Origin of the sequence: Pseudomonas sp. S60 (assembly GCF_016647865.1) — a bacterium.
In the GTDB taxonomy this organism is placed as follows: domain Bacteria; phylum Pseudomonadota; class Gammaproteobacteria; order Pseudomonadales; family Pseudomonadaceae; genus Aquipseudomonas; species Aquipseudomonas parafulva.
The window spans coordinates 30,943-53,038 of the sequence record NZ_JACVVH010000007.1; the positions used below are offsets into that span (position 1 = coordinate 30,943).

Sequence of the window (22,096 nt, forward strand, 5' to 3'; positions counted from 1 at the left end):
AGCAAGCGTTGGGGGCTTGGCTTTGGGAGTGGGGTGTATGGTAACCCATCGCGAGCTACCGACTGCCATGCCAGGTGCCCCGTGGCAGAGCGTGGGGCGTTATTTGGGGTAGAGGGGCGGGAGGCTGCCGGTGTCGGTTGTTGGCAACAACACGTGTTCGGCTGGCGGTATGGTGCCGATGGCGCGCCACAAGTCTTCACCCTGCCAATGCTGGCCGCTTTCGCTGTACAACGCGCCATTCAGGCCATCCAGCGCGTCCGACAGGGGCACGAAGCGCGCGGCCATCTCGGCCAGGGTTTCTGGCTGTTGGCGGGCCCATGCATCCAGGGCCTGGCGGGTGGCCTGGGGGTCGTTGGCAAGGCACGCGCGCTTGAGGTCGTCCAGCAAGGTACGCGGGCTGGGGCCTGCCTGCGCGGTGCGCAGCACGGCGGGCTGCGACCGGGCGCGCCACCACAGGGTGAAGCCCAGCAGGGTGGTGAGGGCGAACACCATCGTTGCCAGTTGCCAGGGCCACGACGGGTTGCTGGCGCTGCGGTTGTCGCCAACCGGCGTTTCGGCGGTAAGTGCCGGGTTGTCCAGCACGGTGATCGCCCGCGCCGGCAGGCTGCTGTGCTCCAGGTGATCCTCGCGGGTATTCCACCAGGTGACTTCCAGTGCTGGCAGGGCCAGCGCGCCGCTGTGGGTGGGGACCAACGCTTCGCGCTCCTCCCGGGTGGCCGTCATGCCGCGCTCGCTGACTTCGTTGCGCAGCAGGGGCTGGTCGGGGTAGCGCCGCAGGCCAGGGGCTTCGGTAGCCGGCAGGGGCGGCAGTTGGGTGCTGGACAACCCTTCGGCGCGCAGCGTCACGTTGCGGGTCAGCGAGTCGCCAATCTGCACCTGCTGGTTGCCGGGGTCCGGGCTCCAGCGCTCTTCCAGGCTCAGGCCGCGCGCCGGCAGCCAGGGCTTGTCAGCAGGCCAGCCGGGCGGGATGGCCCGCACATTCAGGCGCAGAGGCAGCGAACTGACCTGCACCTGGCGGCCAGGGCGCGCACCGGTGGTAGGCTGCGCCTCGTCGTTGCTGGCCGCTGCAGTGGCGGTGAAGGTCAGTGACGGGATAGCCAGGGTACCGCTTTGCTGGGCGTACACGGCGTAGCGCGTTTCGATCACACCGTGCCTGACGCCGTTGATTTCCTTCTCGTAGGTGCGCGACTCACCCAGCGGTTCCACCTTGGCGTTGTCCAGTTGCAGCGGGCTGAGGCTGCTGTCGTCGTACAGGGCTACGGAGTGGTAGATGCGCAGCGTCAGTACCGCTTGGGCCTGCACGTACACCTCGGGGGTGTCGAGCGTGGCCTCGATGAACACCTGGGCGTTGTCCTGGCGGCTGGCATCGGCTTGCAGCACCTGCAGGTCGATGGGTTGGCTGTACGACTGGCCCAGCTGCAGAGCCGGGATGCGCAGGCTGCCGCTGCGCCGCGGCAGCAGCGTGATGATCCAGCGGGTGCTGGCACGGGTTTCACCGTCCAGGCTGTGCAGGCTGTTGAGCTGGCGGGTGCTGCGCACGTCGAAGTCGCCCTCAAGGGCACGCAGGTCCGGTTTGCCGAACTCGGTCACATCCTGGCTTTCCAGCGTCAGCTCAAGGCTTTCGCCGGCCTCCAGGCGGGTGCGGTCGACGCTGGCGGTCAGCGAGGGTTCGGCATGGGCCAGCACGGCCCACAGCAGACTGAGGAGAAAGACGCCGTAGCGACTCATTGTGTTGGGGTTTCCTGATGCAATTGCTGTTCATACCAGAATTTGCGCCGCAGCAGCTGCGCCGGGTTGTCCGGGATTTCCCGCAGCCATTGTTCCAGCGCCTGACGCTGCTCGGCGTCCAGTGCATTGGATGCCGGGCGCTGTGGGGGCTGGACGACGCTGTCATCGTCGCCGGCCTGGTTGCCCGGGCTGGCCTGGCTATTGTCGCTGCTGTCCCCGCTGTTGTCTGCGCCTGCCTGTGGGTCGTTGCCGGGTGTGCCTTCGGCCTGGCTGCTGGCCGAGCTGCTGTTGCCGTCGGTTTCCCGGCCGGGCGTGCCTTGGGCCTCGCCGCTGGCGGGCTGTTCTTCGGCCTTGCCCTGGCGCTGTTGCAGCATTTGCTCGACCAGCGCCTGGTTAGCCAGCGCTGCCTGCAAGTCTGGCTGGCGGTCCAGTGCCTGTTCATAGGCATCCAGGGCGGCTTCCAGTTCACCGCTGCGTGCCAAGGCGTTGCCGCGGTTGTAGTGGTCGGCAGCTGTATCCCCCTGGGAAAATGCCTCGGCGGCCCCTGCATAGTCACCGGCCTGGTACAGCGCCATGCCGCGCCATTGCGGGTTCTGGAAGTGGCGTGCGGCGCTGGCCGGGCGGTTTTGCTCAAGCAGGTGCTGGCCTTGCTGGTCGGGCCGCAGCCACAGGTCGGTGAACTCGAAGGCGTGGCTGGGCTGAGGCACGGCCAGCAACAACGGCAGGCAGAACAACCAGCCGCGCCGCCCGGCGCAGGCCGCCAGCAGCAGCAGGGGGATCAGCAACCAGTAACCCTGGTCGGCCCAGCTGTCCAACTGCAACGTCTGCCCCTCGTTGCGTGCCGTACGCGGGTTGTCGAACAGCCCCAGGCCACGCAGGTCGAGGTCGTCGATACGGGCGTGCCGGTAGCGCCCGCCGGTACCGCTGATAAAACCCTTGAGGGCGGCGTTGTCCAGCCGGGGCAGCAGAATGCCCCCCTGATCGTCCTTGAGATACTCACCGTTGGCCTGCCGCACGGGCGCGCCGTCGCGGCTGCCAATCCCCAGCATCAGCAGGCTTGGCCCCTGGCGGCCCAGCGCCTGGCTGATACCTTGGCGCTCTGCCGCGCTGAGCGACGAACCGACCAACAGCAGCCGCCCCTGGCCCAGGCCGCTCTGGGCCAATAATGCCAGGCCTTTCTGCACGGCCAGGTCAGCGCGTTGGCCGGGCTTGGGCATGATCGAGGGGTCGATGGCCTCAAGCAGGTTGCGGGTGGTCGCCAGGTCGTCGGACAGCGGCACCAGGGTGTGCGCAGAACCTGCATAGACCACCAGCGCAGTCTGGCTGTCGCGGCGGTGCTCAAGCAGGTCGAGCACCTTGCGCCGAGCCTGCTCCAGGCGGTTGGGCGGGCTGTCCTCGGCGAGCATTTGCGGGGTGAGTTCCAGCAGAATCACCAACGGGTCGGCGGGGCGCTGGCGGCTCTCTTCCACGCGTTGCCAGCTGGGGCCCAGCAGGGCCAGCACCGCCAGTGTCCAGGCCAGGCCCAGGGCCACCCATGGCAGCTTGCTGGTGCTGCCACTGCCGCCCCCCAGCAGCACACCATGGAACGCCGCTGGCAGGATCATCTGCCAGCGCCCGGCGCGCTTGCGCCGGTGCCAGAGCTTGAACAGCAGCCAGGCCAGCACAGGCACGGTCAACAGCCACAGGGGGCGCAACCATTGCGGCCAGAGTTCGATCATCGCGGTTTCCTCAGGCGCAGGCGCTTGAGGCGCTGGCGCCATTCGGGGTGCGGCTGCAGGAAGCGCGGCTTGCGTAACTGGCGTTGCAACAGGTTGTCGGGCCATTGCACTGCCACCACCAGCAGCACGCTCAGTAGCAGCGCCAACGCCAGTGGCCAGGCATACAAGGCCTTGGCCGTACGCGCCTGGGTGGGCTGCTGGGCCACCGGTTCCAACCGGTCAAGGGTATCGCCGATGGCGCTCAGCTCGGCGCCATCGTGGGCGCGGAAATACGCGCCGTGGGTAATCTCGGCGATTTCCCGCAGCGAGGCTTCATCCAAGTCCAGGCTTGGGTTGAGGCCGAGCAGGCCAGGCGTGCCGGTGGCGTCCGGGTTGGCACCGATACCGATGGTGTAAATACGCACGGCCTCCTGCGCTGCCAGCCGGGCAGCAGTGAGCGGGTGGATCTGCCCGCCGTTGTTGGCACCGTCGGTGATCAGCACCAGCACCCGGCTTTGCGCGGGGCGCTGGCGCAGGCGCTTGACCGCCAGGCCAATGGCGTCGCCCAGCGCGGTGTTCTTGCCGGCGATGCCGATTTGCGCTTCGTCAAGAAAGGTGCGTACGGTGCGACGGTCGAAGGTAAGCGGGGCTTGCAGGTACGCCTGGCTGCCAAACAAAATCAGGCCAACCCGATCGCCCCGGCGGTCCTGCAAGAAGTCGCCCATCAGTGCCTTCACCAGGTCCAGCCGGCTGATATCGTCGTTTTTCCACTGCATGTCGGGGAAGTCCATCGACCCCGACACGTCCACCGCTACTAGCAAGTCGCGACCGCTGGCCGCCACTGGCACGGGTTCGCCCAGCCATTGTGGGCGTGCGGCCGCCAGCAGCAACAGCGACCAGATGATGATGAAGGGTGCCTGGTGGCGCCAGGTGGGCAGGTTCAGCCGCGCCCGGCGCCCGGCCAGGCCTTCCAGCTCGCGCAGGAAGCCCACCTTCAGCACCGGCTCGCCGCTGTCGGCAGCCGGCAGCAGCAACCGCGCCAGCCAAGGCAGCGGCAACAACACGAAGACCCACGGCCAGGCCAGCTCAAACATGTTTGCGGATCCAGGTTTCGACGGCCTGGCTGAGCCCGACGATTGCCTTGTCGTCGAGCCGACACTCAGGCTTGTAGGCGCCTTCTACCAGCACCATCCAGCGCGTCAGGCCAGCCGCTGGGCAGCGGTTGTCGAGAAACGCCAGCCATTGCCGGCCATTGAGCGTATGACTGTTGGCGAAGGGGTAGTGGCTGCGGCACAAGCGCTTGAGCAATGCATTGAGCTGCTGCAGCCAGGCACCGGCCGGGGCGTTGTCGTAGGGGCGCGCCAGGCGGGCCAGCTCGTCGAGGGCGGCAACACGGGCCGGGTCCAAGGGTTGCTCGGCACGCACCACGCGGCGCTTGCGCGGCCGCCAGTGGCGCACCCGCCACAGGCCCCAGCCTGTCAGTGGCAGCAACGCCAGCAACACCCACCAGCCCGGTGCCGGTGGCCACAGGCTTACAGCGGCCGGTGCGATCAGTGGCTGCAACTGGTCCAGGGGGTTCACGGGTTGCTCCCCCCGCGCTGGGCGCTCAGGTATTCACGCAGTTGTTCGATCATCTCGCTCTGGGTGCTCAGCGGCATCAGCAGCACCCGCAGCTTCTGCGCCATCAGCTCCCAGCGTTCGACACGGGCCTCTGCCTGCTGTCGGTAGGCCAGGCGCAGGCCATCGTCCAGGGTGTCGAGCTCCAGTTGCGCGCCACGCTGGGCAAAGCGCAGCAGGCCAGCGGCCGGCAGGGCATGGTCGAGCGGGTCTGACACCGGCATCAGCAGCAGGTCGCAATGCCGCGACAGCATGGCCAGGTGCTGCTCGCACTGAGGGGTCAGCGAGCGCTCGTCACAGATCACGATGGCCAGGCTGCCGGGGCGCAGCACCTCGCGCGCACGGCGCAGGGCCAGGCCCATGCTGTCGGGCTGGGCAACGCCTTCGGTGTGCAGCGACTGGTTGACCTTGGCCAGCCGGTTGAGCAGTTGCAGCAGGCTCTGCTTGCTGCGCCTGGGCTTGACTTCGTGCGGGTCGTTGTCGCCGAACACCAGGCCGCCGATCCGGTCGTTGTGGCCCAGGGCCGCCCAGCCGAACAGTGCCGCCGCCTGAGCCGCCAGCACCGACTTGAACATCAGCCCCGAGCCAAAGAACAACCGTTGGCTTTGCTCGACCAGAATGAAGATGGGCCGCTCGCGCTCCTCATGGAACAGTTTGGTATGCGGTTCCTGGGTACGTGCGGTAACCCGCCAGTCGATGTTGCGCACGTCGTCGCCAGCCTGGTAGACCCGCACCTGGTCGAAGTCCACGCCGCGCCCACGCAGCTTGGAGTGGTGCAGGCCCACCAGCGGGCTGCGTTGGCCTGGCTTGGAGAACAGCTGGATCTCGCGCACACGGTGGCGCATGTCGATCAGCTCGGCAAGGCCGATGCGGATGCCGGGTTCGGCCAGCTGGGAGGGCGGCATGGGTCAGGCGACGGCGACGACGTCGAGGATGCGCTGGACCACCCGGTCCTGGTCGATCCCCGCTGCCTCGGCCTCGAACGAGAGGATGATGCGGTGGCGCAGCACATCGAACAGCACCGCCTGGATGTCCTCGGGGCTGACAAAGTCACGCCCGGCCAGCCAGGCGTGGGCACGGGCGCAGCGGTCCAGGGAGATGGAGCCACGCGGGCTGGCCCCGTAGGCAATCCAGTCGGCCAGCTCGGTGTCGAACTTGGCCGGGGTGCGGGTGGCCATCACCAGCTGCACCAGGTATTCCTCCACCGCATCAGCCATGTACAGGCCCAGGATTTCCTTGCGTGCGGCAAAAATGGCCTGCTGGCTGACCCGGCGCTCGGGCTTGGTTTCGCCGCCCAGGGCTTCGCCGCGGGCCTGCGCCAGAATACGGCGCTCTACAGCAGCGTCGGGAAAGCCGATCTTGACGTGCATCAGAAACCGGTCGAGCTGGGCTTCGGGCAGCGGGTAGGTGCCTTCCTGCTCGATCGGGTTCTGCGTGGCCATCACCAGGAACAGCGGCGACAAGTCGTAGGTGCTGCGGCCCACGCTGACCTGGCGTTCGGCCATGGCCTCGAGCAGGGCGGACTGCACCTTGGCCGGCGCCCGGTTGATTTCGTCGGCCAGCACCAGGTTGTGGAAGATTGGCCCCTGCTGGAACACGAAGCTGCCGGTTTCGGGGCGATAGATCTCCGTACCGGTGATGTCGGCCGGCAGCAGGTCAGGGGTGAACTGGATGCGATGAAACTGCGCTTCGATGCCCTCTGCCAGTTCCTTGATGGCCTTGGTCTTGGCCAGGCCCGGCGCGCCCTCTACCAGCATGTGGCCATCGGCGAGCAGGACGATCAGCAGCCGCTCGACCAGCTTTTCCTGGCCCAGGATCTGGGTGGAGAGAAAGGTGCGCAGCGCGATCAGCGCTTCACGGTGTTCCATCGATGGCGGTTCCTGGTAGGGGGCCACGGGCTGCTGATAGCAGCAGCCCTGGCAAGGGCTGATACTTTAATCCATCCGGGGGGGCGGCGACCAATGGCGGCTTGGAAATTTATCTGCGGCCGTGCGCCGGCAACTGCAGAAATGTCCGGCCCAGGGTGGTGCATCGGCTGATAGCGGGGCGGTGCGGGGCGGCGCTTGCTTGTGCTTTTCAGGCGAGCAGGAGCGACCATGATGAAAGCCGATAGCCCCACCTTTGAATCAACCAGCCCAGTCACGCTGCGCTTTGGCGTGTTTTTCGACGGTACGGGTAACAACCAGCACAACGTGCTGGCGCCACCACCCAAGGGCGGGAAAGGCGCGAGCTACGAGAGCGCCCTGACCAATGTGGCCCTGTTGCATGCGCTCTACCCGGTGCATTCGTTGCGGGGCGAGCCATTGCAAGTGTGCTTCAAACGTTACGTGGCCGGTATCGGCACCCAGGCCGGGGAGGCGGACGATGCGTATTCGTCGGCGACCGGCCGCGGCCGTAGCGGGGTGCAGGCGCGGGTGGAGGATACCTTGGCCGACATCGCCCGGGCGTTGGCGCAGTGGCGGCAGCAGCACCCGCACGCCAGTGTGCAGTGCGTGGCGTTCGACCTGTTTGGTTTCAGCCGTGGCGCCGCAGCGGCGCGGCACCTGGCCAACCTGCTGCACGATCGCGGTGCGGTACCGCTGAACTGCGCTGTGAATGTGAATTTCGTCGGCCTGTTCGACACGGTGGCGGCCATCATCGCACCGCTACAAGGCGGTTTCGACCCGGCTGACGAACGCCTGGGTGGCCTGCGCCTGGGCCTGAGTGCCGGCATTGCCCGGCAGGTGGTGCAGTTGGTGGCTGCCGATGAGCAGCGGCACAACTTCCCGTTGGTACTCAGTGGCCACGACATCCGGTTGCCGGGCGTGCATTCGAACATCGGCGGGGGCTACCCGGACACGATCCATGAGCAGGTATTGCTGTGCAAACCCGAGTCACAGCGTGTGCCGTTGGCCGCGCGTGTCGAGAACACGGGTGCCTACGCCAGAGTGGCCGCCTTGCAGGGTGGCTTGGCTGGCAAACTGGGCGATCCGGCCCCGGAACTGGTGACCTGGGAGCACCCCATCCCCGGCGGCGCGCGGGGCGAGGAACAGAAACAGGTCTATGTGGCGCTGAGCCGGGCACGAGACGTGGCGGGGCATCTGTCGCGGGTGTACCTGAGCATCATGCATGCATTGGCGCTGCGGGCCGGCGTACCCCTCGCGCCGCTGGGCAATGACCCGCATCACCAGGTGCCTGAAGACTTGCATGCCATAAGTCGCAAACTGCATGCTTACGCGTTGGGCGAGCAGAAGCAGCTGGGGCTGGACGCCGCCGAAGCCCGCCTGCTGCAAGCCCGCTACGTGCATACATCGGCGCACTGGAATGCCCTCAAAGGGCTGCGCAGCAGTGCACTCGACGCGTTGTTCATCAACCGGCCCGCGGCGGCGGGCCGGGTAATACTTGCCAACCCGGTCTAGCGGCTGTTCGGGGCGCGGCTGAGCGCCGGGGTTGGCGCCACCTATCGATCACGTTGATGAATACTATCGACTGGCGTGCCTCCGGCTCTGCCCCCCAGCCCTTTACAATCACCCCCCTGATGTCACCCGCCTTGCGCCTGTTCCAGGCGCCCTGTAATGGAATTTTGCCCAATGCCAAGCGCCAGCCCGGCCCCTCGCGGTCTGCCCGAGCACAATCAACAGAGCCTGACCCAACAGTGGTTGGCGATTCTTTCGGTCGCCGTCGGCGCATTCGCCCTGGTGACCAGTGAATTCCTGCCGGTGGGGGTACTCAACGATGTGGCCAACGACCTGGGCATCAGTGCCGGCCTTGCCGGGCTGATGGTGACCTTGCCCGGTATCATGGGAGCCCTGGCGGCACCGGCCATTTCCGTAGGGGTCGGCGGGCTGGATCGTCGTTACCTGCTGATCGGCCTGACGCTGGTGATGATCCTGGCTAACGCGATAGTGGCCTTCGCCGGCAACTTCCACCTGTTGCTGCTTGGCCGCGTGCTGCTGGGCGTGAGCATCGGCGGCTTCTGGGCAACCGCCATCGCGCTGAGCGGCCGCCTGGCACCTGATGGCATGGGCGTGGCCAAGGCCAACTCGATCATCATGGCCGGTGTCACGCTGGCCACGGTGGTGGGCGTACCGGTAGGTACCTGGCTGAGTGGCTTGATGGGCTGGCGCATGACCTTTCTGGTAACCGCACTGGTCGGGGTGCCGGTGCTGTTGGCCCAGGTGTTCCTGCTGCCACGGTTGATGCCGGAGCAGGCCATCCGCGTGCGTGACTTGCCCGCGCTGTTCATCAACCCGCAGGCGCGTGTCGGCCTTATTGCGGTGCTGCTGATAGGCATGGCGCACTTTGCCGCCTACACCTACGTCGCGCCGTTCTTCAAGCAAAGTGCGGGTTTCGACGGGCCCACGATCGGTTCACTGTTGCTGCTCTACGGGGTGGCCGGCTTCATGGGCAATATCTTTGCAGGGTTCGCTGCCAACCGAAGCGTGCGCCACAGCCTGTTGCTGGTAGCGCTGCTGATTGCGCTGAGCACCGCGTTGTTCCCGCACTTCGCCACCGGCATGAGCGGTGCGGCGATGCTGATTGCCCTGTGGGGCTTCGCCTTCGGCGCGTTCCCCGCGTGCGCCAACATCTGGATGTTCGTGGTCGCGCCCAAGGATGTGGAGCGGGGCATGCCGCTGTTCGTGGCCATGTTCCAGGTGATTATCGCGGTGGGGTCGTTCTTTGGCGGCCAGGTGGTCGACCACCTGGGCACCGGTGTATTGCTGAGCATGGCCACTGCCCTTGCAGGGTGCGGCTTTGTGACCGTGCTGGTATTGGGGCGTGGTGTCAGCAATGAGTTGGCTGGGCAGCCTGGCTGATCGAAGTGGCAGCCCCATCCAACTGAACGTTGCGCAATGCTGCCCGGTCGCATCTTTACACCACTCGATAAGGATGTGCGTCATGAAAGCGATCAAGCAATTGTTCACTGGCCTTGCCCTGATTGGCACCCTGGGCGCCGCTTCGGCCTGGGCTGATCAGCCTGGCGCTGACTGGAAAGTGAACAAAGACCAGGCCGAGGCGGCCCTGAAAGGTGCTGGCTACACCCAGATCACCAAGATCGAGGCAGACGATGGTCACTGGGAAGGTGAGGGCATCAAGGCCGATGGCAAGCAGTATGAGTTCAAGGTCGACCCTCGCGATGGGCGCATCGTCAAGGATGAGTTGGACGACTGATCAGGTGCCAGGCCCGCGCAGTCGTGCGGGCCTGGTGCGTTCGATCAGCGGCGCAGCAGGCGCGACACCACCAGGGTGATGGCTGCGGTAATTGCCAGTGCGGCAATGGGTTTTTCCTTGACGAAGGTCGACACGCAATCCACGGCATCGCCGTAGCTCTTGGTCACCTGGCCTGCCGCCTGGCGGCCTTCGCCTTCGGCTTCCAGTGCCGGGTCATCTACCAGCCGGCCCACAGCGCTCTGTGCCTTGCCTGCAAGATTCTCTGCTACACCTTCGATCTGTTCGCGCTTCATGGTTTGGTCATCCTTTCTCTGAACGGCATGGGTTAACAGCACAAGGTTAGGGCGCCCAGGGTGTGGAATGGTTCAAACTCAGCGTAATCGGTGCAGCCTTGGCCATCTCGCCGTCAGCGTGCCTTGTCTTCCAGCAGGCGCGCTCCGCTGCCTTGCTGGCCCAGTACGTCCTGCGGGTTACGCAGCGGGCATTCATCGAGTGACAGGCAGCCGCAGCCTATGCAGTTGTCGAGGTTGTCGCGCAAGGCCTCGAGCATGCGAATGCGGCTGTTCAGGTCTTCGCGCCAGGCGCTGGACATTTCGCTCCACTGGGCGGCCGTGAGCTTGCTGTTGGGCGGATAGCGCCCCAGGGCGCGCTTGATTTCTTCCAGGGCGATGCCGGTACGTTGGGCCACCTTGATGATTGCCAGCGTGCGCAGCACCAGGGACGGGTAGCGGCGCTGGTTGCCAGCCGTGCGGGTGCTGGCGATCAAGCCTTTGCTTTCGTAGAAGTGCAACGCCGATACGGCCACGCCGCTGCGCCTGGCCACTTCGCCCACCGTCAGCATCCGGGTTTTATCCGCTGCCATGCGTCTTTTCTCCAGAGTCAGGGGGCAGGTGAGGGGGAGCGGTCCCGGCGCATCTGCGTCACCAGGCTAAAACGGTCGGCAGGGTGGACCGTTTCGGAAACTGCCATCAAATCACCGTTTTCTTCACGGTAGTGGCGGATGATCTCAAGCCCGGGCGCCCCAACCTCGGCTTTCAGGGCACGGGCCACCTCGGCGCTGAGCACCACAGCCCGTACCTGCTGGTCCACCACCGCGATCACCCGGCCATAGTGCTGCTCGATGAGCCCTGCAATCAGCTGATCGGGGTTTGCCTGAGCCTTCTCGATGACCTGTTCGTAGTCCCGTTGCGCGTACACATCCGTCCAGCACAGCGGCGCGGCGTTCTGCTGGTGGTCTACACGGATGCTGGACACACAGAAGTAATGCTCGCCCGGCACCAGGCCCAGCCGGGCCGCCTCGCTCAGGTCCGCCACAAAGTGACGCACGTTCTGGATTTCCCGCTGCTGGGTCTCGGCAAGGTGGGCGAGGTCGGCAATGCTGGCCAGCGAGTGGGAGTAACCACCACGCGGGCTGCTGGCCTCGACCCGGGTACCCACGCGCTTGCGCCGCGACACCATGCCCTGGCCCAGCAACTGGTCAATCGCCGCCCGCACCGTGTGGCGGCTCACGCTGTACAGCTCGCACAGCTCGAACTCGGTGGGCAGCAAGCCGCCCACCGGGTAGCGGCCGCTGGCAATGGCCTCCATCAAATCCTTGGCCACGATGGCATAGCGCGCCTTGTTCATACCTTTGGTCTGTCTCGCAAATTTCGTTGGTTGACAGTGTAACAGCGACGAGGCAAGAATTATGTACGTACATTAAATATATGTACGGTCAAAAAATAACATTTCAGGATTCCAGCCCATGTCCACCACTGTTTTCGACTCCACCCTGTTCCGCGACATGTTCGGCACTGCCGAAATGCGTGCCGTGTTCTCAGACAAATCGCTGATCGAGCGGTACATCGAAGTGGAGGTAGCCCTGGCCAAGGCCCAAGCGCGCTGCGGTGTGGTGCCTGCCGAAGCGGCCGCCCAGATCGCCCGGCTGTCGCGCTACGAAGACCTGGACCTGGCGCTGATGCAGCATGAAACGGAGATTGTCGGCTACCCGATCCTGCCGTTGGTGGAGCAGCTGTCCAAGCTGTGTGGCGAGGCTGGCCGCTACGTGCACTGGGGCGCCACCACGCAGGACATCATGGACACTGCCGTGGTGCTGCAAGTACGCGCTGCACTGGCCATCGTCGGCCGGGATATCCAGGCCGTGCGCGGCCTGCTGGCGGAGCTGGCGCAGCGTTACCGTGACACGCCGATGGCCGGCCGCACGCACCTGCAGCACGCGCTGCCCATCACCTTTGGCTACAAGTGTGCCGTGTGGCTGAGCATGTTTGACCGCCATGCCGAGCGCCTGGTGCAACTGCGCCCACGGGTAGAAGTGGGACAGTTCGCCGGTGCCGCCGGTACCCTGGCTTCGCTGGGTGACAAAGGCCTGGAGGTGCAGGCCGCGCTGATGGACGAACTGGGCCTGGGCATACCGCAGGCTACCTGGCACGTGGCGCGCGACGGGCTGGCCGAAGCGCTGAACTTCCTGGGCCTGGTCAGCGCCTCGCTGGGCAAGGTGGCGCTGGACATCATGATGATGATGACCAGCGAGTTGGGCGAAGCCTACGAGCCGTTCGTCAAGGGCCGCGGCGCCAGCAGCACCATGCCGCAGAAGCGCAACCCCATCTCCTGCGAGCTGATGTACGCCGCGGCCAAGGGCGTGCGCCAGCAGGCCGGCCTGATGCTCGATGCCATGATCCAGGACTTCGAGCGCTCCACCGGCCCATGGCAGGCCGAATGGATCGCCATACCCGAAGCGTTCGCGCTGACCGCCGCCTCCCTGGGCCAGGCGCGGTTCATGCTGGCCGGGCTGGACGTGCGCACCGAGCGCATGCGCAAGAACCTGGACATGACCCAGGGCCTTATCGTTGCCGAAGCCGTGATGATGGGGCTTGCCCCGGCCTTGGGCCGCCAGGTGGCGCATGACGTGGTGTATGCCGCCTGCCGCCTGGCCAACGACCAGGGCATCAGCCTGCTGGAAGCCCTCAAGGCCCAGGGTGAAGCGACTGCGCGCCTGGACATGGCAACGCTGGAGCACCTGTGCGACCCGGGCAACTACCTGGGCCTGGCGCCACAGATGGTCGACCAGGCACTGGCCTGGCCCGCTGCCGTACCCCGCTGAAAGCCCGCTGCCCGGCCAGGTCGGGCCATGACGGGTGACTTCCTACAAAAACAATGAGAACGCTACCATGGCTTCCACTTCGAAAAAGCCGCTGTACAAGGACCTCACATTCCAGGTGCTGGCGGCAATGCTGCTCGGTATTGCCTTCGGCTTCATCGCCCCCGAACTCGCTGCCAAGTTCAAGATGCTCGGGGACATCTTTCTCAAGTTGATCAAGACGGCCGTAGCACCCCTGGTGTTCTTCACCGTGGTGCACGGTATTGCCTCCGCCGGCGACATCAAGCGGGTCGGCAAGGTGGGCTGGCGGGCGTTGGTGTACTTCGAGCTGTTGTCCACCTTTGCCCTGGCGCTGGGGCTGCTGTGGGGCAACCTGATCGGCATCGGCTCCGGCATGCACGGGGCCCACGCCAGCGGGGCGGCCACGGCGGCGGCCAGCGCAGCGGTGGCCAAAGGGCATGCGCCCACGTCCACGGTCGAGTTCATCTACGGCATCTTCCCCGACAACTTCGTCGGTGCCTTCGCCGGCGGGCAGTTGTTGCAGGTGCTGGTGATTGCGGTGTTGTTCGGCTTCGCGTTGCTGGCGCTCAAGCAGGAGCGCCGGGTGGTGATCGAGGACGGCCTGAACCGGGTATCGGAATGCTTCTTCGAGTTCATCAACCTGATCATGAAGTTCGCCCCCCTCGGTGCATTTGGCTCCGTTGCCTATGCGGTGGGCAGCAATGGCTCGGCCGTACTCATGTCGCTGGCCAACCTGGTGCTGATGTTCTACCTGGCCATCGCGTTCTTCCTGTTTGTGGTGCTGGGCGCCGTGTGCCGGCTCTCGGGCTTCAGCCTGTGGCGCTTCCTGCGCTATATCAAGGACGAGATCCTGATCGTGCTGGGCACGGCCTCGTCGGAAAGCGCATTGCCGCGCTTGCTGCAGAAGCTCGAGCGCTTCGGCTGCTCCAAGCAGAGCGTTGGCCTGGTGTTGCCCACCGGTTACGCGTTCAACCTCGACGGTACGTCCATCTACATGTCGATGTGCGTGCTGTTTATCGCCAACGCCTACGGTGTGCCGCTGGGCTGGGAGCAACAACTGGGTATTCTGGCCATCATGCTGGTGACCTCCAAGGGCGCCGCCGCCGTGTCCGGTGGCAGCTTTGTGGTGTTCGCCGCCACGGTGACGGCCATCGGTATACTGCCGGTGGAAGGGCTGGCACTGCTGTTTGGCGTATACCGCTTCATGTCCATGGCCATGGCAGCCTGCAACACCATCGGCAACAGCGTGGCGACCGTAGTGGTGGCCAAGTGGGCGGGGGAGTTCACAGAGCAGTCGGCGCGTGAGGAATACACCCGCGTGCTGGGCCGAGCGCCAGGTGCCGTGCTTTGACATGATTCACCCAGCAAAACGTGCCGGGGCGCTTGCGCCCCAGGCATTCAGCTGGCCGGGCGTGTTCTGAGCAACAACGCCCCCAGCGCGCAGCCGAGCAGTGCCAGGCACGCCAGGTAGAACGCGTCGCTGTAGGCCATCAGGTAGGCTTCGCGGCGAATGGTCCCGGCCAGCCCTTCCAGCATCTGCTGCGGGTGGGGCAGCCAGGTGGGCACCGTTTGGCCGAGGCGGGCCTGCACCTGGGGCTCGAATACCGTCACGTGCTCATGGATGCGCGCACTGTGAAAGCGCTCGCGGCTCGCCACCAGTTGGGTCAGCCCTGCGGTACCAATGGCACCGCCCAGGTTGCGCAGCATCGAGAACACCGCAGACGCCGAGCCGGCTTCCCGCTTGTCCAGCCCGGCCACGGCCAGTACCGACAAGGCCACCATGATGAACGGCTGCCCGATGCCACGCACCACCGTGGATGGGATGATCACGTTGTCGGCGCTGTCCGCGCTCAGGCTGGCCCCCAGCCAGCACCCCAGGGCCATGATCAGAAAGCCGCTGGCGACCATGAATTTGGCACTGGTCCAGCCCATCAGCCGCGGCATCAGCGGCGCCAGCACCAATTGCACAACCCCATAGGCAATCAGGGTGACCCCGACATCGTGGGCGCTGAACCCCTGTATCTGGGACAGGTAGTTGGGCACCAGAAACACCAGGCCAAACGTGGCGGCACCGAAGATGAACATCGCCAGGCTGGCCACGCCGAAGTTGTAGCGGCCCAGCAAGCGCAGGTTGATGAAGGCGCGGCGGCCAAGCAACTGCGTCGCCACGAACACCACCAGGGCGGCCGCCGACACCACGCTCATGCCGGTGATGAAGGGCGAGCCGAACCAGTCCAGCCGGCCACCTTCCTCCAGCACCACCTGCAGGCCCCCCAGGCCGATCACCATGGCCGCGATGCCAGGCCAGTCACCCTTGCGCAACAACTGCAACTGCATGGGTTTGGCGTCGATCGACCAGGCGATGGCCATCAGCAGGGCGATGCCGGGGAACAGCTGCAGGTAGAAGATCCAGCGCCAGGAGTAGGCATCGGTCAGCCAACCGCCGATGGACGGGCCTGCCGCCTGTGCCACACTGTTGGCCAGGCTGAACAGCGCCATGCCCATGGCCACGCGGCTGGGTGGCAGTTCGGTGATGATCAGCTGGAACGACAACGTGATCAGCACGGCCCCGGCGGCACCCTGGATAACCCGAATGGCAATCATTGCCTCCAGGTTGGGCGCCCAAGAGCAGGCCACCGAGGCGATCAGGAAGATCAGGGAGCCGGTCCACATCACCCTGCGCAGCGAAAACACCTCCACCAACCATGCCGTCAACGGAATCATCACGATCTCGGCCACCAGGTAGGCGGTGGAAATCCATGAGCCTTCTTCGAAGCTGGCGCCCAGCGAGCCGCGAATTTCCGGCAGGGCAGCACTGGTGACGTGCACGTTCATGCCCGCCATGAAGCAGCCGAACAGGCCCCCCAGCACGGCCACCCAGGCACGCAACGGCACTGCAGGTTCAGGGCGCATCGGCAGGCTCCGCATCGCGAGTATCCACGGTGGCCACCACCGACATGCCTGGCCGCAGTGGGCCGTGCAGCGGTGAATCGAGCAGGATGCGCACGGGAAAGCGCTGCACGATCTTGGTGAAGTTGCCGGTGGCGTTATCGGACGGCAGCAGGGCGAAGACGTTGCCCGAGGCAGGCGAGAAACTCGCCACGTGCCCCTGCAGTGGCTTACCGGCGAAGCTGTCCACCTGAATGCGCACTGCTTGCCCGGGGCGCATACGGGTCAACTGGGTTTCCTTGTAGTTGGCCACCACGTAGGCCTGCTGTAACGGCACAACCGCCAGCAGTGGCTGGCCGGGCACCACGTACTGGCCGGCACGCGCTCGGCGTTGGCCGACGACGCCGTCGATCGGGGCGCGGATAACGGTGTCCTGCTCGTCAAGCTCGGCCAACTGCTGTTCTGCGCGGGCACGGGCCAGGGCAGCCTGGCATTGCTCCAGTGTGGCATCGGCCTGAGCGGCAAGGGCCTTGGCCACACGCTGCTGCGCCCGCTGCTCACGCCAGGCTGCTTTGGCGCCTTGCTCGGTGGCCAGCGCCTGGCTGGCCTGGGCGCTGGCGCTTTCCAGCCGTTGCCGGGTGGCGGCTTCGTCGCGCACCAGGCCGCGGTAGCGCTGCAGGTCCAGCTGGCTTCGCTGGCGTTCGGCCCGGGCGCTGCGTACGGCTGCTTCGGCCTGGAGCACAGCCTGTTGTTGCTGGTTGATGCGCTCGGCCGCCACCTGTTGATGGGCCCGGGCAGCCGTGACTGCCGCCTTGGCTTCTGCCACGGCGGCCATGGCGCTGCCCAGGCGGGCGCGATAGTCGCGTGCCTGCAGGCGTATCAGCACATCGCCCGCTTTCACCGGCTGGTCGTCGTTCACTTCCACCTTGGCCACATAACCGGCCACACGCGGGCTGAGTGCTACCCAGTCTGCACGCACATAGGCGTCATCGGTGCTTTCCAGGTAGCGGCCTGTGGTCACCCAGTAAAAGGTAAACGCCAGCGTGGCGAGCAGGCCCACCGCACCGGCAGTCATTGACATCAGGCGCCTGCTTGCCAGGCTGCGGGCCTGGGGCTCGGTAGACGCCGGTGTGGAGGTTTGTGCGGCAGCATTCATGGTGGTTGCTTCCTGGGTGAGACTGTTGCGGGCGTGTTGCACGGAACTACCGTCCGGGGACGAGGCTTACCAGCCGCCGCCCAGTGCGCGGAACAACTCGATCTGGGCACTGGCAACACTGCCTTGGGCGGCGATGTGGCGGTCTTGCAGGCGGATCAGCTCGCGCTCACTGTCGAGCAGTGCCAGGCCGTCCACGGTGCCAGCACGGTGGTTGCTGCGGGCCAGGTCATAGCCGCGCTTGCTATGCGCCAGGGCACTGGCCAGTGCCTGCAGGCGTTGCTGCGTGGCGTCATGGCGCGCCAGCGCCTGGCGGACGTCTTTCAGAGCCCCCAGCGCCACGCTCTGGTAATGGGCAACCTGGGCTTGCTGCAGCGCCTGGGCCTTGCCCAGGCGGGCCCGGTTGGCCTTGAGGTTGGGGAATTCCCAGTGGATCAACGGGCCGATGCCGAAGGTAATCGCCCGGCTGCCCCCCAGATTGCCCAGCCGGTGGTCTGAGGCGCTGAGTTGGGCACCGAAACTGACTTTGGGATACAGGTCGGCCTTGGCGATCTGCGTTTGCAGGCTCGCGGCCTGCAACTCACGTTCGGCCTGGCGCACGTCCGGCCGGCGCGCAAGCAGGTGCCAGCCATCGCCGGCTGGCAACGGGCCTGTGAGCCTGGGGATGGCTGTGCAGGGCGGCTGCGCCTGAACGGTTGCCTGCCCGCCCAGCATGCTCAGCTCGAACTGCGCAATGTCGCGCCCGGCCTCAAGCACTGGCAGCCGTGCCCGCACCTGGTCACGCAGACTGAGCAACCGTTCGCTGTCCAGTGCGGTAGCGGCGCCAGCCTGGCGCTGACGATCACTGAGCCATACGCTGTTGTCCAGCGTGCTCAGGGCTTGGTGCGCGGCTGCTATTCGGGCCTGGTAGACGCACTGTTGCACGTACGCCCGGGTGGTCTGGGCGACTACCTGCAACCGCAGCAGGTCGTGGGCCGCCGCGCTCGCCTGCGCGTGCGCTGAGGCCCGCTCGATGGCGGCCTGCACCTGGCCCCAGGCGTCCACCTGGTAGGCCAGCTCGACACCGGGGCTGAACTGCCATTGGGCCGCAGCATGGGTATGGGTCGCCTCGGCGAGGGTCTGGTCATCGGTGCTTTTGCCGTAGGTGGCGGCTATGTTCAGCGAGGTGGCAGGCAGGCGCTGCGCCTGGAGTTCACCCATACCTGCCAGCATGGCCTGCAGGTTCGCCTTGGCCTGCGCCAGGTCCTGGTTGTTGGCGAGGGCCTGTTCGACCCAGCGGTCGAGTTGCGGGGCGCGCAGTAACTGCCACCACCGCTCAGGCACTGGTTGCTGGCTGATGCTAGCCGAGGTATCAGTCAGCGGGTTGGGCAGGCTGCCTGCGAACGTGAGGTCGGGTGCAGGCTGCCGGGCGCAGGCTGCCAGCAGGCTCAAGCCGATCACGGTGCACAGCCGTGTGGGGGAGGGCAGGGTTGGCAGTAAACGCATCACGACGCTCTCGGAAGGTGTGATGCGAGGTTAGCGAGAGCGCAACGGGCGGCGCTGCCGCAAGCGGGACAACCCTGCGCGTCAGCAGGACAATGTGCGCTCGCCAGGGCGGGGGTTCTGGCATTGGCTGGGGGCGTAGCCAAGGATGCGCTTGAACATCGCCGCGAAGGCGCTGGCGCTCTGGTAGCCGTGGTCCAGGGCGACAGCGAGAATGGGCTGGCCAGCCGCCAGGCGTTGCTGGCTCAGCATTACCCGCGCCCTGGCTCGCCATTGCCCATGGGACATGCCCAGTTCACGCTGGAACAGCCGGGCCACGTTGCGCGCACTCATGTTCAACTGCTGGCCGCACTGCTCCAGGGTGAGGTCCTGGGCGGGGGCCTGCAGGAAGCGTTCGCACCAGGTGCGCAGGCGTGCATGACGGGGCATTGGGATGAAGGTATCGACGCGCACGGCACCGGCCAGTTCGGCCAGGATCAGCGCCCGCACGTGGTCGCCATCCTGTACGCCCAGCATGCGCGAGGCGGCGAGTATCAGTTCGCGCAGCAGGCCTGATACCACGATTACTTGGCAGGTTTCGACCTGCGCTTCAAGCAACAGGGACCGCATGGACACCACGCCCTCCGTGCGAATGCCATGGCTGACCCCGGCTGGCATCCATAGCGCATGGCCGCCCTGAATCACCCAGTTGCCGCGCTCGCTGCTGACATGCACCACGCCACTGGCCGCGTAGATCAACTGGTCATGGGCGTGGCAGTGACTGGCGACGACATCGCCGTGGGTGTAGTCCATTTCAAGCGTTTGCATGCAGGGGATCCTCAATAATGGATCCAATTGTAAGCCTGTCAAAGCTGCTCAAGATTGCTCAGAATGTCTGATACGTAGGGTTTATTGATCAAATATCGCTTCAATGGAGCGATCAGTGATGTTCAATTGCTTGGCTGCGCACTGTTCAAGCAAGGCTGGGCGAACCGCCTACGCGTTCGCCCAAAGCGTTTAGTGGCATTCAGATTCCAGTTTGAGCAGATCCTCGAGGGTCTGCCTGCGTCGAATCATCCGCAACGTGCCGGCTTCGATCAGGAACTCTGGCAGCAGCGGCCGGCTGTTGTAGTTGGACGACATGGACGCCCCGTAAGCGCCGGCATCATGAATGACCAGCAGGTCGCCCACCTGGGCCTGGGGCAGGTCCTGTGGCGTCAGCTCGTGCTCGTCCTGGGTGAATACGTCACCCGATTCGCAGAGCGGCCCGGCGACGACCGTCGGTTGCCGTGGGCGCTCCACGGGCTGGCCGTTTGCGTCCAGCAGCGTCATGCGGTGGTAGGCCCCGTACATGGCCGGGCGCATCAAGTCGTTGAAGCCGGCGTCGATCATGACGAACGTGTTGCGCCCCACCTGCTTCACGGCGCGCACCTCAGCCACCAGGTAACCGGACTCGGCTACCAGAAAGCGCCCGGGTTCTATTTCCATGCGCACGGGGTGGCCCAGCATGGCTTCGACTTCCTTGCGGGCAACGGCCCAGGTTTGCGCATAGCGCTGCAGGTCAACCGGTTTGTCCGTGCTGCGGTACGGCGTGGACAGCCCGCCGCCGATGGAAAACGCCTCGATATCGGTGCCCAGGCGGCCCACGAGCTCGATCATCGACCTGGCCACCTGCTCCAGGTGCTGGTAATCCACCCCGGAGCCGATGTGCATGTGCACGCCCACCAGGTGCAAACCGTAGGCGCGGATACACGCCAGTGCCTCGTCCAGTTCTTCGTGCCAGATACCGTGCTTGCTGTTCTCACCGCCGGTATTGGTCTTGCGGCTGTGCCCATGCCCGTAACCCGGGTTGATGCGGATCCACACCCGGTGCCCTGGGGAACGTTCCCCCAACTGGCGCAGCATGTCGATGGAGCCTGCATTCACCTCGATGTGCTCGGCCACCACGCGCTCGAGGGTGGCCCGGTCCAGTGCATCGCAGGTCAGCACCACCCCGGCAGGTTCGCCATCCACGCGAGCGCCCGCGGCAAAGGCGCGTTCCATTTCACCCAGTGATACGGCATCCAGCACCAGCCCGTGGGCACGCATCAGGCGCAGTACATGCAGGTTGGGGTTGGCCTTTTGGGCAAAGCGCACGGTGTCGAACACCTGCAACTGGTTGACGCGCTCGGCGATGGCGGCGGCGTCATAGGCCCAAAGCGGCGAGCCATGCTGGCGAACGGCGTCGGCAAGCAGGGTGAAGGGTGCAGTCATGGTCAGGTTCTTCATAGGTGGCAAAGGTAAGCAGCATGGGCGAAACCTTCAATTCATAAAAATAGCTTTTCTTTTGTTAATCATTCATTTTGGATATGCCCGTCTATTACTCCCGGGATTGCCATGCCACTCAATGCCCGCCACATCGAAGTGTTTCGCGCCATCATGACTGCCGGCAGCGTCACGGGCGCCGCGCGGCTGCTGTTCACGTCGCAGCCTACTGTCAGCCGCGAGCTTGCTCGCCTGGAGCAGGTTTCGGGGCTGCACCTGTTCGAGCGGGAAAGTGGCCGGCTGGTAGCCACTGCCCAGGCGCTGTTGTTGATCCAGGAGGTGGAGCGGGCGTATGTGGGGCTGGAGCGGATCGATCGCTTCGCCCAGGCCATCCGCAACTTCGAGCAAGGCCGGCTGGCCATCACTTGCCTGCCCCTGTTCTCGCAAACGTTATTGCCCCGAGCCTGCCAGCGCTTTCATCAGCAGCACCGGGGCGTCAGCGTGAGCATCCTGGCGCAGGAGTCACCGCTGCTGGAGGAGTCACTGGTTGCCCAGCAGCACGATCTTGGCCTGACAGAAATCGAGCAGGTGCCCCGTGGCGCGTATGGCGAGTTGCTGTTCAGCGCCAGCATGGTGTGCGTGCTGCCCGAGCATCACCCGCTGCAGGCCAAGGCCGAGCTCGCGCTCAGTGACTTCCACGAGGTCGACTTCATCAACCTGGCCAGCCTCGACACGTACCGCCAGCGCCTGGACCAGCAGTTCCGCGCGGCCGGGGTAAACCGGCGTACGGTGATCGAAACCACCAGTGCGGCATCCGTGTGCGCGATGGTCAGGCAAGGCCTGGGCGTGGCGATCATCAACCCGTTGAGCGGGTTGGAGGCGGCGCAGGCTGGGTTGCCGATCAGAAGGTTACAGGTGCAAGTGCCCTACAAGGTCATGTTGATCCGGCCAGACCACCGCCCGGCCTCCACAGCCGTGGCGCCGTTCTGCGAAGCCTTGCGCGAGCAGGCCCGGCAGATGCAGCTTGCCCTGCGCTAG

General features: G+C 65.6%; 20 protein-coding genes. 6 read left to right on the forward strand and 14 right to left on the reverse strand.

Annotated elements, in window-relative coordinates:
- Window positions 1-99 precede the first annotated feature (99 nt).
- Genes IAE33_RS05315 through IAE33_RS05340 form a run of 6 tightly spaced genes read right to left on the reverse strand, consistent with a single transcriptional unit; the run spans window position 100 to window position 6,910 of the window.
- Window positions 100-1,728, reverse strand: coding sequence for a BatD family protein (locus tag IAE33_RS05315; protein ID WP_201162682.1), 1,629 nt, complete (start codon window positions 1,726-1,728; stop codon window positions 100-102).
- Window positions 1,725-3,446, reverse strand: a complete 1,722-nt coding sequence (locus IAE33_RS05320) for a tetratricopeptide repeat protein (RefSeq protein ID WP_201162684.1) — start codon at window positions 3,444-3,446, stop codon at window positions 1,725-1,727. Before IAE33_RS05320 ends, IAE33_RS05315 begins: the two co-directional genes overlap by 4 nt.
- Window positions 3,443-4,519: a vWA domain-containing protein gene (locus tag IAE33_RS05325; protein ID WP_060482135.1), complete on the reverse strand. Its 1,077-nt coding sequence runs from the start codon at window positions 4,517-4,519 to the stop codon at window positions 3,443-3,445. The genes IAE33_RS05320 and IAE33_RS05325 overlap by 4 nt, the downstream gene beginning before the upstream one ends.
- A complete protein-coding gene (locus IAE33_RS05330) occupies window positions 4,512-5,006 on the reverse strand; it encodes a DUF4381 domain-containing protein (protein ID WP_060482136.1) in 495 nt (164 codons plus the stop codon). The genes IAE33_RS05325 and IAE33_RS05330 overlap by 8 nt, the downstream gene beginning before the upstream one ends.
- Entirely contained in the window at window positions 5,003-5,947 is a 945-nt protein-coding gene (locus IAE33_RS05335) for a DUF58 domain-containing protein (protein ID WP_201162686.1), read from the reverse strand. Before IAE33_RS05335 ends, IAE33_RS05330 begins: the two co-directional genes overlap by 4 nt.
- Window positions 5,948-5,950: 3 nt before the next feature.
- Window positions 5,951-6,910 carry an AAA family ATPase gene (locus tag IAE33_RS05340; RefSeq protein WP_003247242.1) on the reverse strand — a complete coding sequence of 320 codons (960 nt, stop codon included), beginning with the start codon at window positions 6,908-6,910 and terminating at the stop codon, window positions 5,951-5,953.
- A gap of 228 nt (window positions 6,911-7,138) precedes the next feature.
- Between IAE33_RS05340 and IAE33_RS05345 the strand changes: the two genes are divergently transcribed.
- The 3 genes from IAE33_RS05345 (at window position 7,139) to IAE33_RS05355 (ending at window position 10,193) form a co-directional block, all read left to right on the forward strand.
- Complete coding sequence (locus IAE33_RS05345) at window positions 7,139-8,440, forward strand: T6SS phospholipase effector Tle1-like catalytic domain-containing protein (protein ID WP_201162688.1); 1,302 nt, start codon at window positions 7,139-7,141, stop codon at window positions 8,438-8,440.
- 171 nt (window positions 8,441-8,611) lie between these two features.
- Window positions 8,612-9,838, forward strand: coding sequence for an MFS transporter (locus IAE33_RS05350; RefSeq protein WP_201162690.1), 1,227 nt, complete (start codon window positions 8,612-8,614; stop codon window positions 9,836-9,838).
- Between the two features lie 82 nt (window positions 9,839-9,920).
- Complete coding sequence (locus IAE33_RS05355; RefSeq protein ID WP_028632404.1) at window positions 9,921-10,193, forward strand: PepSY domain-containing protein; 273 nt, start codon at window positions 9,921-9,923, stop codon at window positions 10,191-10,193.
- A 44-nt stretch (window positions 10,194-10,237) separates the two neighbouring features.
- Here the strand turns inward: IAE33_RS05355 and IAE33_RS05360 are convergent, their stop codons facing one another.
- From IAE33_RS05360 to IAE33_RS05370, 3 genes are all read right to left on the reverse strand, one after another.
- Window positions 10,238-10,486: a CsbD family protein gene (locus IAE33_RS05360; RefSeq protein WP_028632405.1), complete on the reverse strand. Its 249-nt coding sequence runs from the start codon at window positions 10,484-10,486 to the stop codon at window positions 10,238-10,240.
- 113 nt (window positions 10,487-10,599) lie between these two features.
- Window positions 10,600-11,055 (reverse strand): redox-sensitive transcriptional activator SoxR, encoded by a 456-nt coding sequence (soxR, locus tag IAE33_RS05365; protein ID WP_201162692.1) that lies wholly within the window; start codon window positions 11,053-11,055, stop codon window positions 10,600-10,602.
- Window positions 11,056-11,072: 17 nt separating this feature from the next.
- Window positions 11,073-11,819: a GntR family transcriptional regulator gene (locus tag IAE33_RS05370; RefSeq protein WP_201162694.1), complete on the reverse strand. Its 747-nt coding sequence runs from the start codon at window positions 11,817-11,819 to the stop codon at window positions 11,073-11,075.
- A 118-nt stretch (window positions 11,820-11,937) separates the two neighbouring features.
- On the opposite strand from IAE33_RS05370, the gene IAE33_RS05375 reads away from it, so the two are divergent.
- Window positions 11,938-13,293, forward strand: coding sequence for a class-II fumarase/aspartase family protein (locus IAE33_RS05375; protein ID WP_201162696.1), 1,356 nt, complete (start codon window positions 11,938-11,940; stop codon window positions 13,291-13,293).
- Between the two features lie 67 nt (window positions 13,294-13,360).
- Window positions 13,361-14,662, forward strand: a complete 1,302-nt coding sequence (locus tag IAE33_RS05380) for a cation:dicarboxylate symporter family transporter (protein ID WP_201162698.1) — start codon at window positions 13,361-13,363, stop codon at window positions 14,660-14,662.
- Between the two features lie 47 nt (window positions 14,663-14,709).
- On the opposite strand, the gene IAE33_RS05385 is transcribed toward IAE33_RS05380, so the two are convergent.
- The 5 genes from IAE33_RS05385 to lysA all read right to left on the reverse strand — a co-directional run bounded on the left by IAE33_RS05385 (window position 14,710) and on the right by lysA (window position 21,067).
- On the reverse strand, window positions 14,710-16,224 hold the full coding sequence (locus IAE33_RS05385; RefSeq protein ID WP_201162700.1) for a DHA2 family efflux MFS transporter permease subunit: 1,515 nt from the start codon (window positions 16,222-16,224) through the stop codon (window positions 14,710-14,712).
- On the reverse strand, window positions 16,214-17,356 hold the full coding sequence (locus IAE33_RS05390; protein WP_201162702.1) for an HlyD family secretion protein: 1,143 nt from the start codon (window positions 17,354-17,356) through the stop codon (window positions 16,214-16,216). Before IAE33_RS05390 ends, IAE33_RS05385 begins: the two co-directional genes overlap by 11 nt.
- Before the next feature lie 66 nt (window positions 17,357-17,422).
- Window positions 17,423-18,838, reverse strand: a complete 1,416-nt coding sequence (locus IAE33_RS05395; RefSeq protein WP_201162704.1) for a TolC family protein — start codon at window positions 18,836-18,838, stop codon at window positions 17,423-17,425.
- An 81-nt stretch (window positions 18,839-18,919) separates the two neighbouring features.
- Window positions 18,920-19,642: an AraC family transcriptional regulator gene (locus IAE33_RS05400; RefSeq protein WP_201162706.1), complete on the reverse strand. Its 723-nt coding sequence runs from the start codon at window positions 19,640-19,642 to the stop codon at window positions 18,920-18,922.
- Window positions 19,643-19,831: 189 nt separating this feature from the next.
- The gene (lysA, locus tag IAE33_RS05405; protein WP_201162708.1) at window positions 19,832-21,067 is read right to left on the reverse strand and encodes a diaminopimelate decarboxylase; all 1,236 of its coding nucleotides are present in this window, start codon (window positions 21,065-21,067) and stop codon (window positions 19,832-19,834) included.
- A gap of 123 nt (window positions 21,068-21,190) precedes the next feature.
- Between lysA and IAE33_RS05410 the strand changes: the two genes are divergently transcribed.
- A complete protein-coding gene (locus IAE33_RS05410) occupies window positions 21,191-22,096 on the forward strand; it encodes a LysR family transcriptional regulator (RefSeq protein WP_201162710.1) in 906 nt (301 codons plus the stop codon).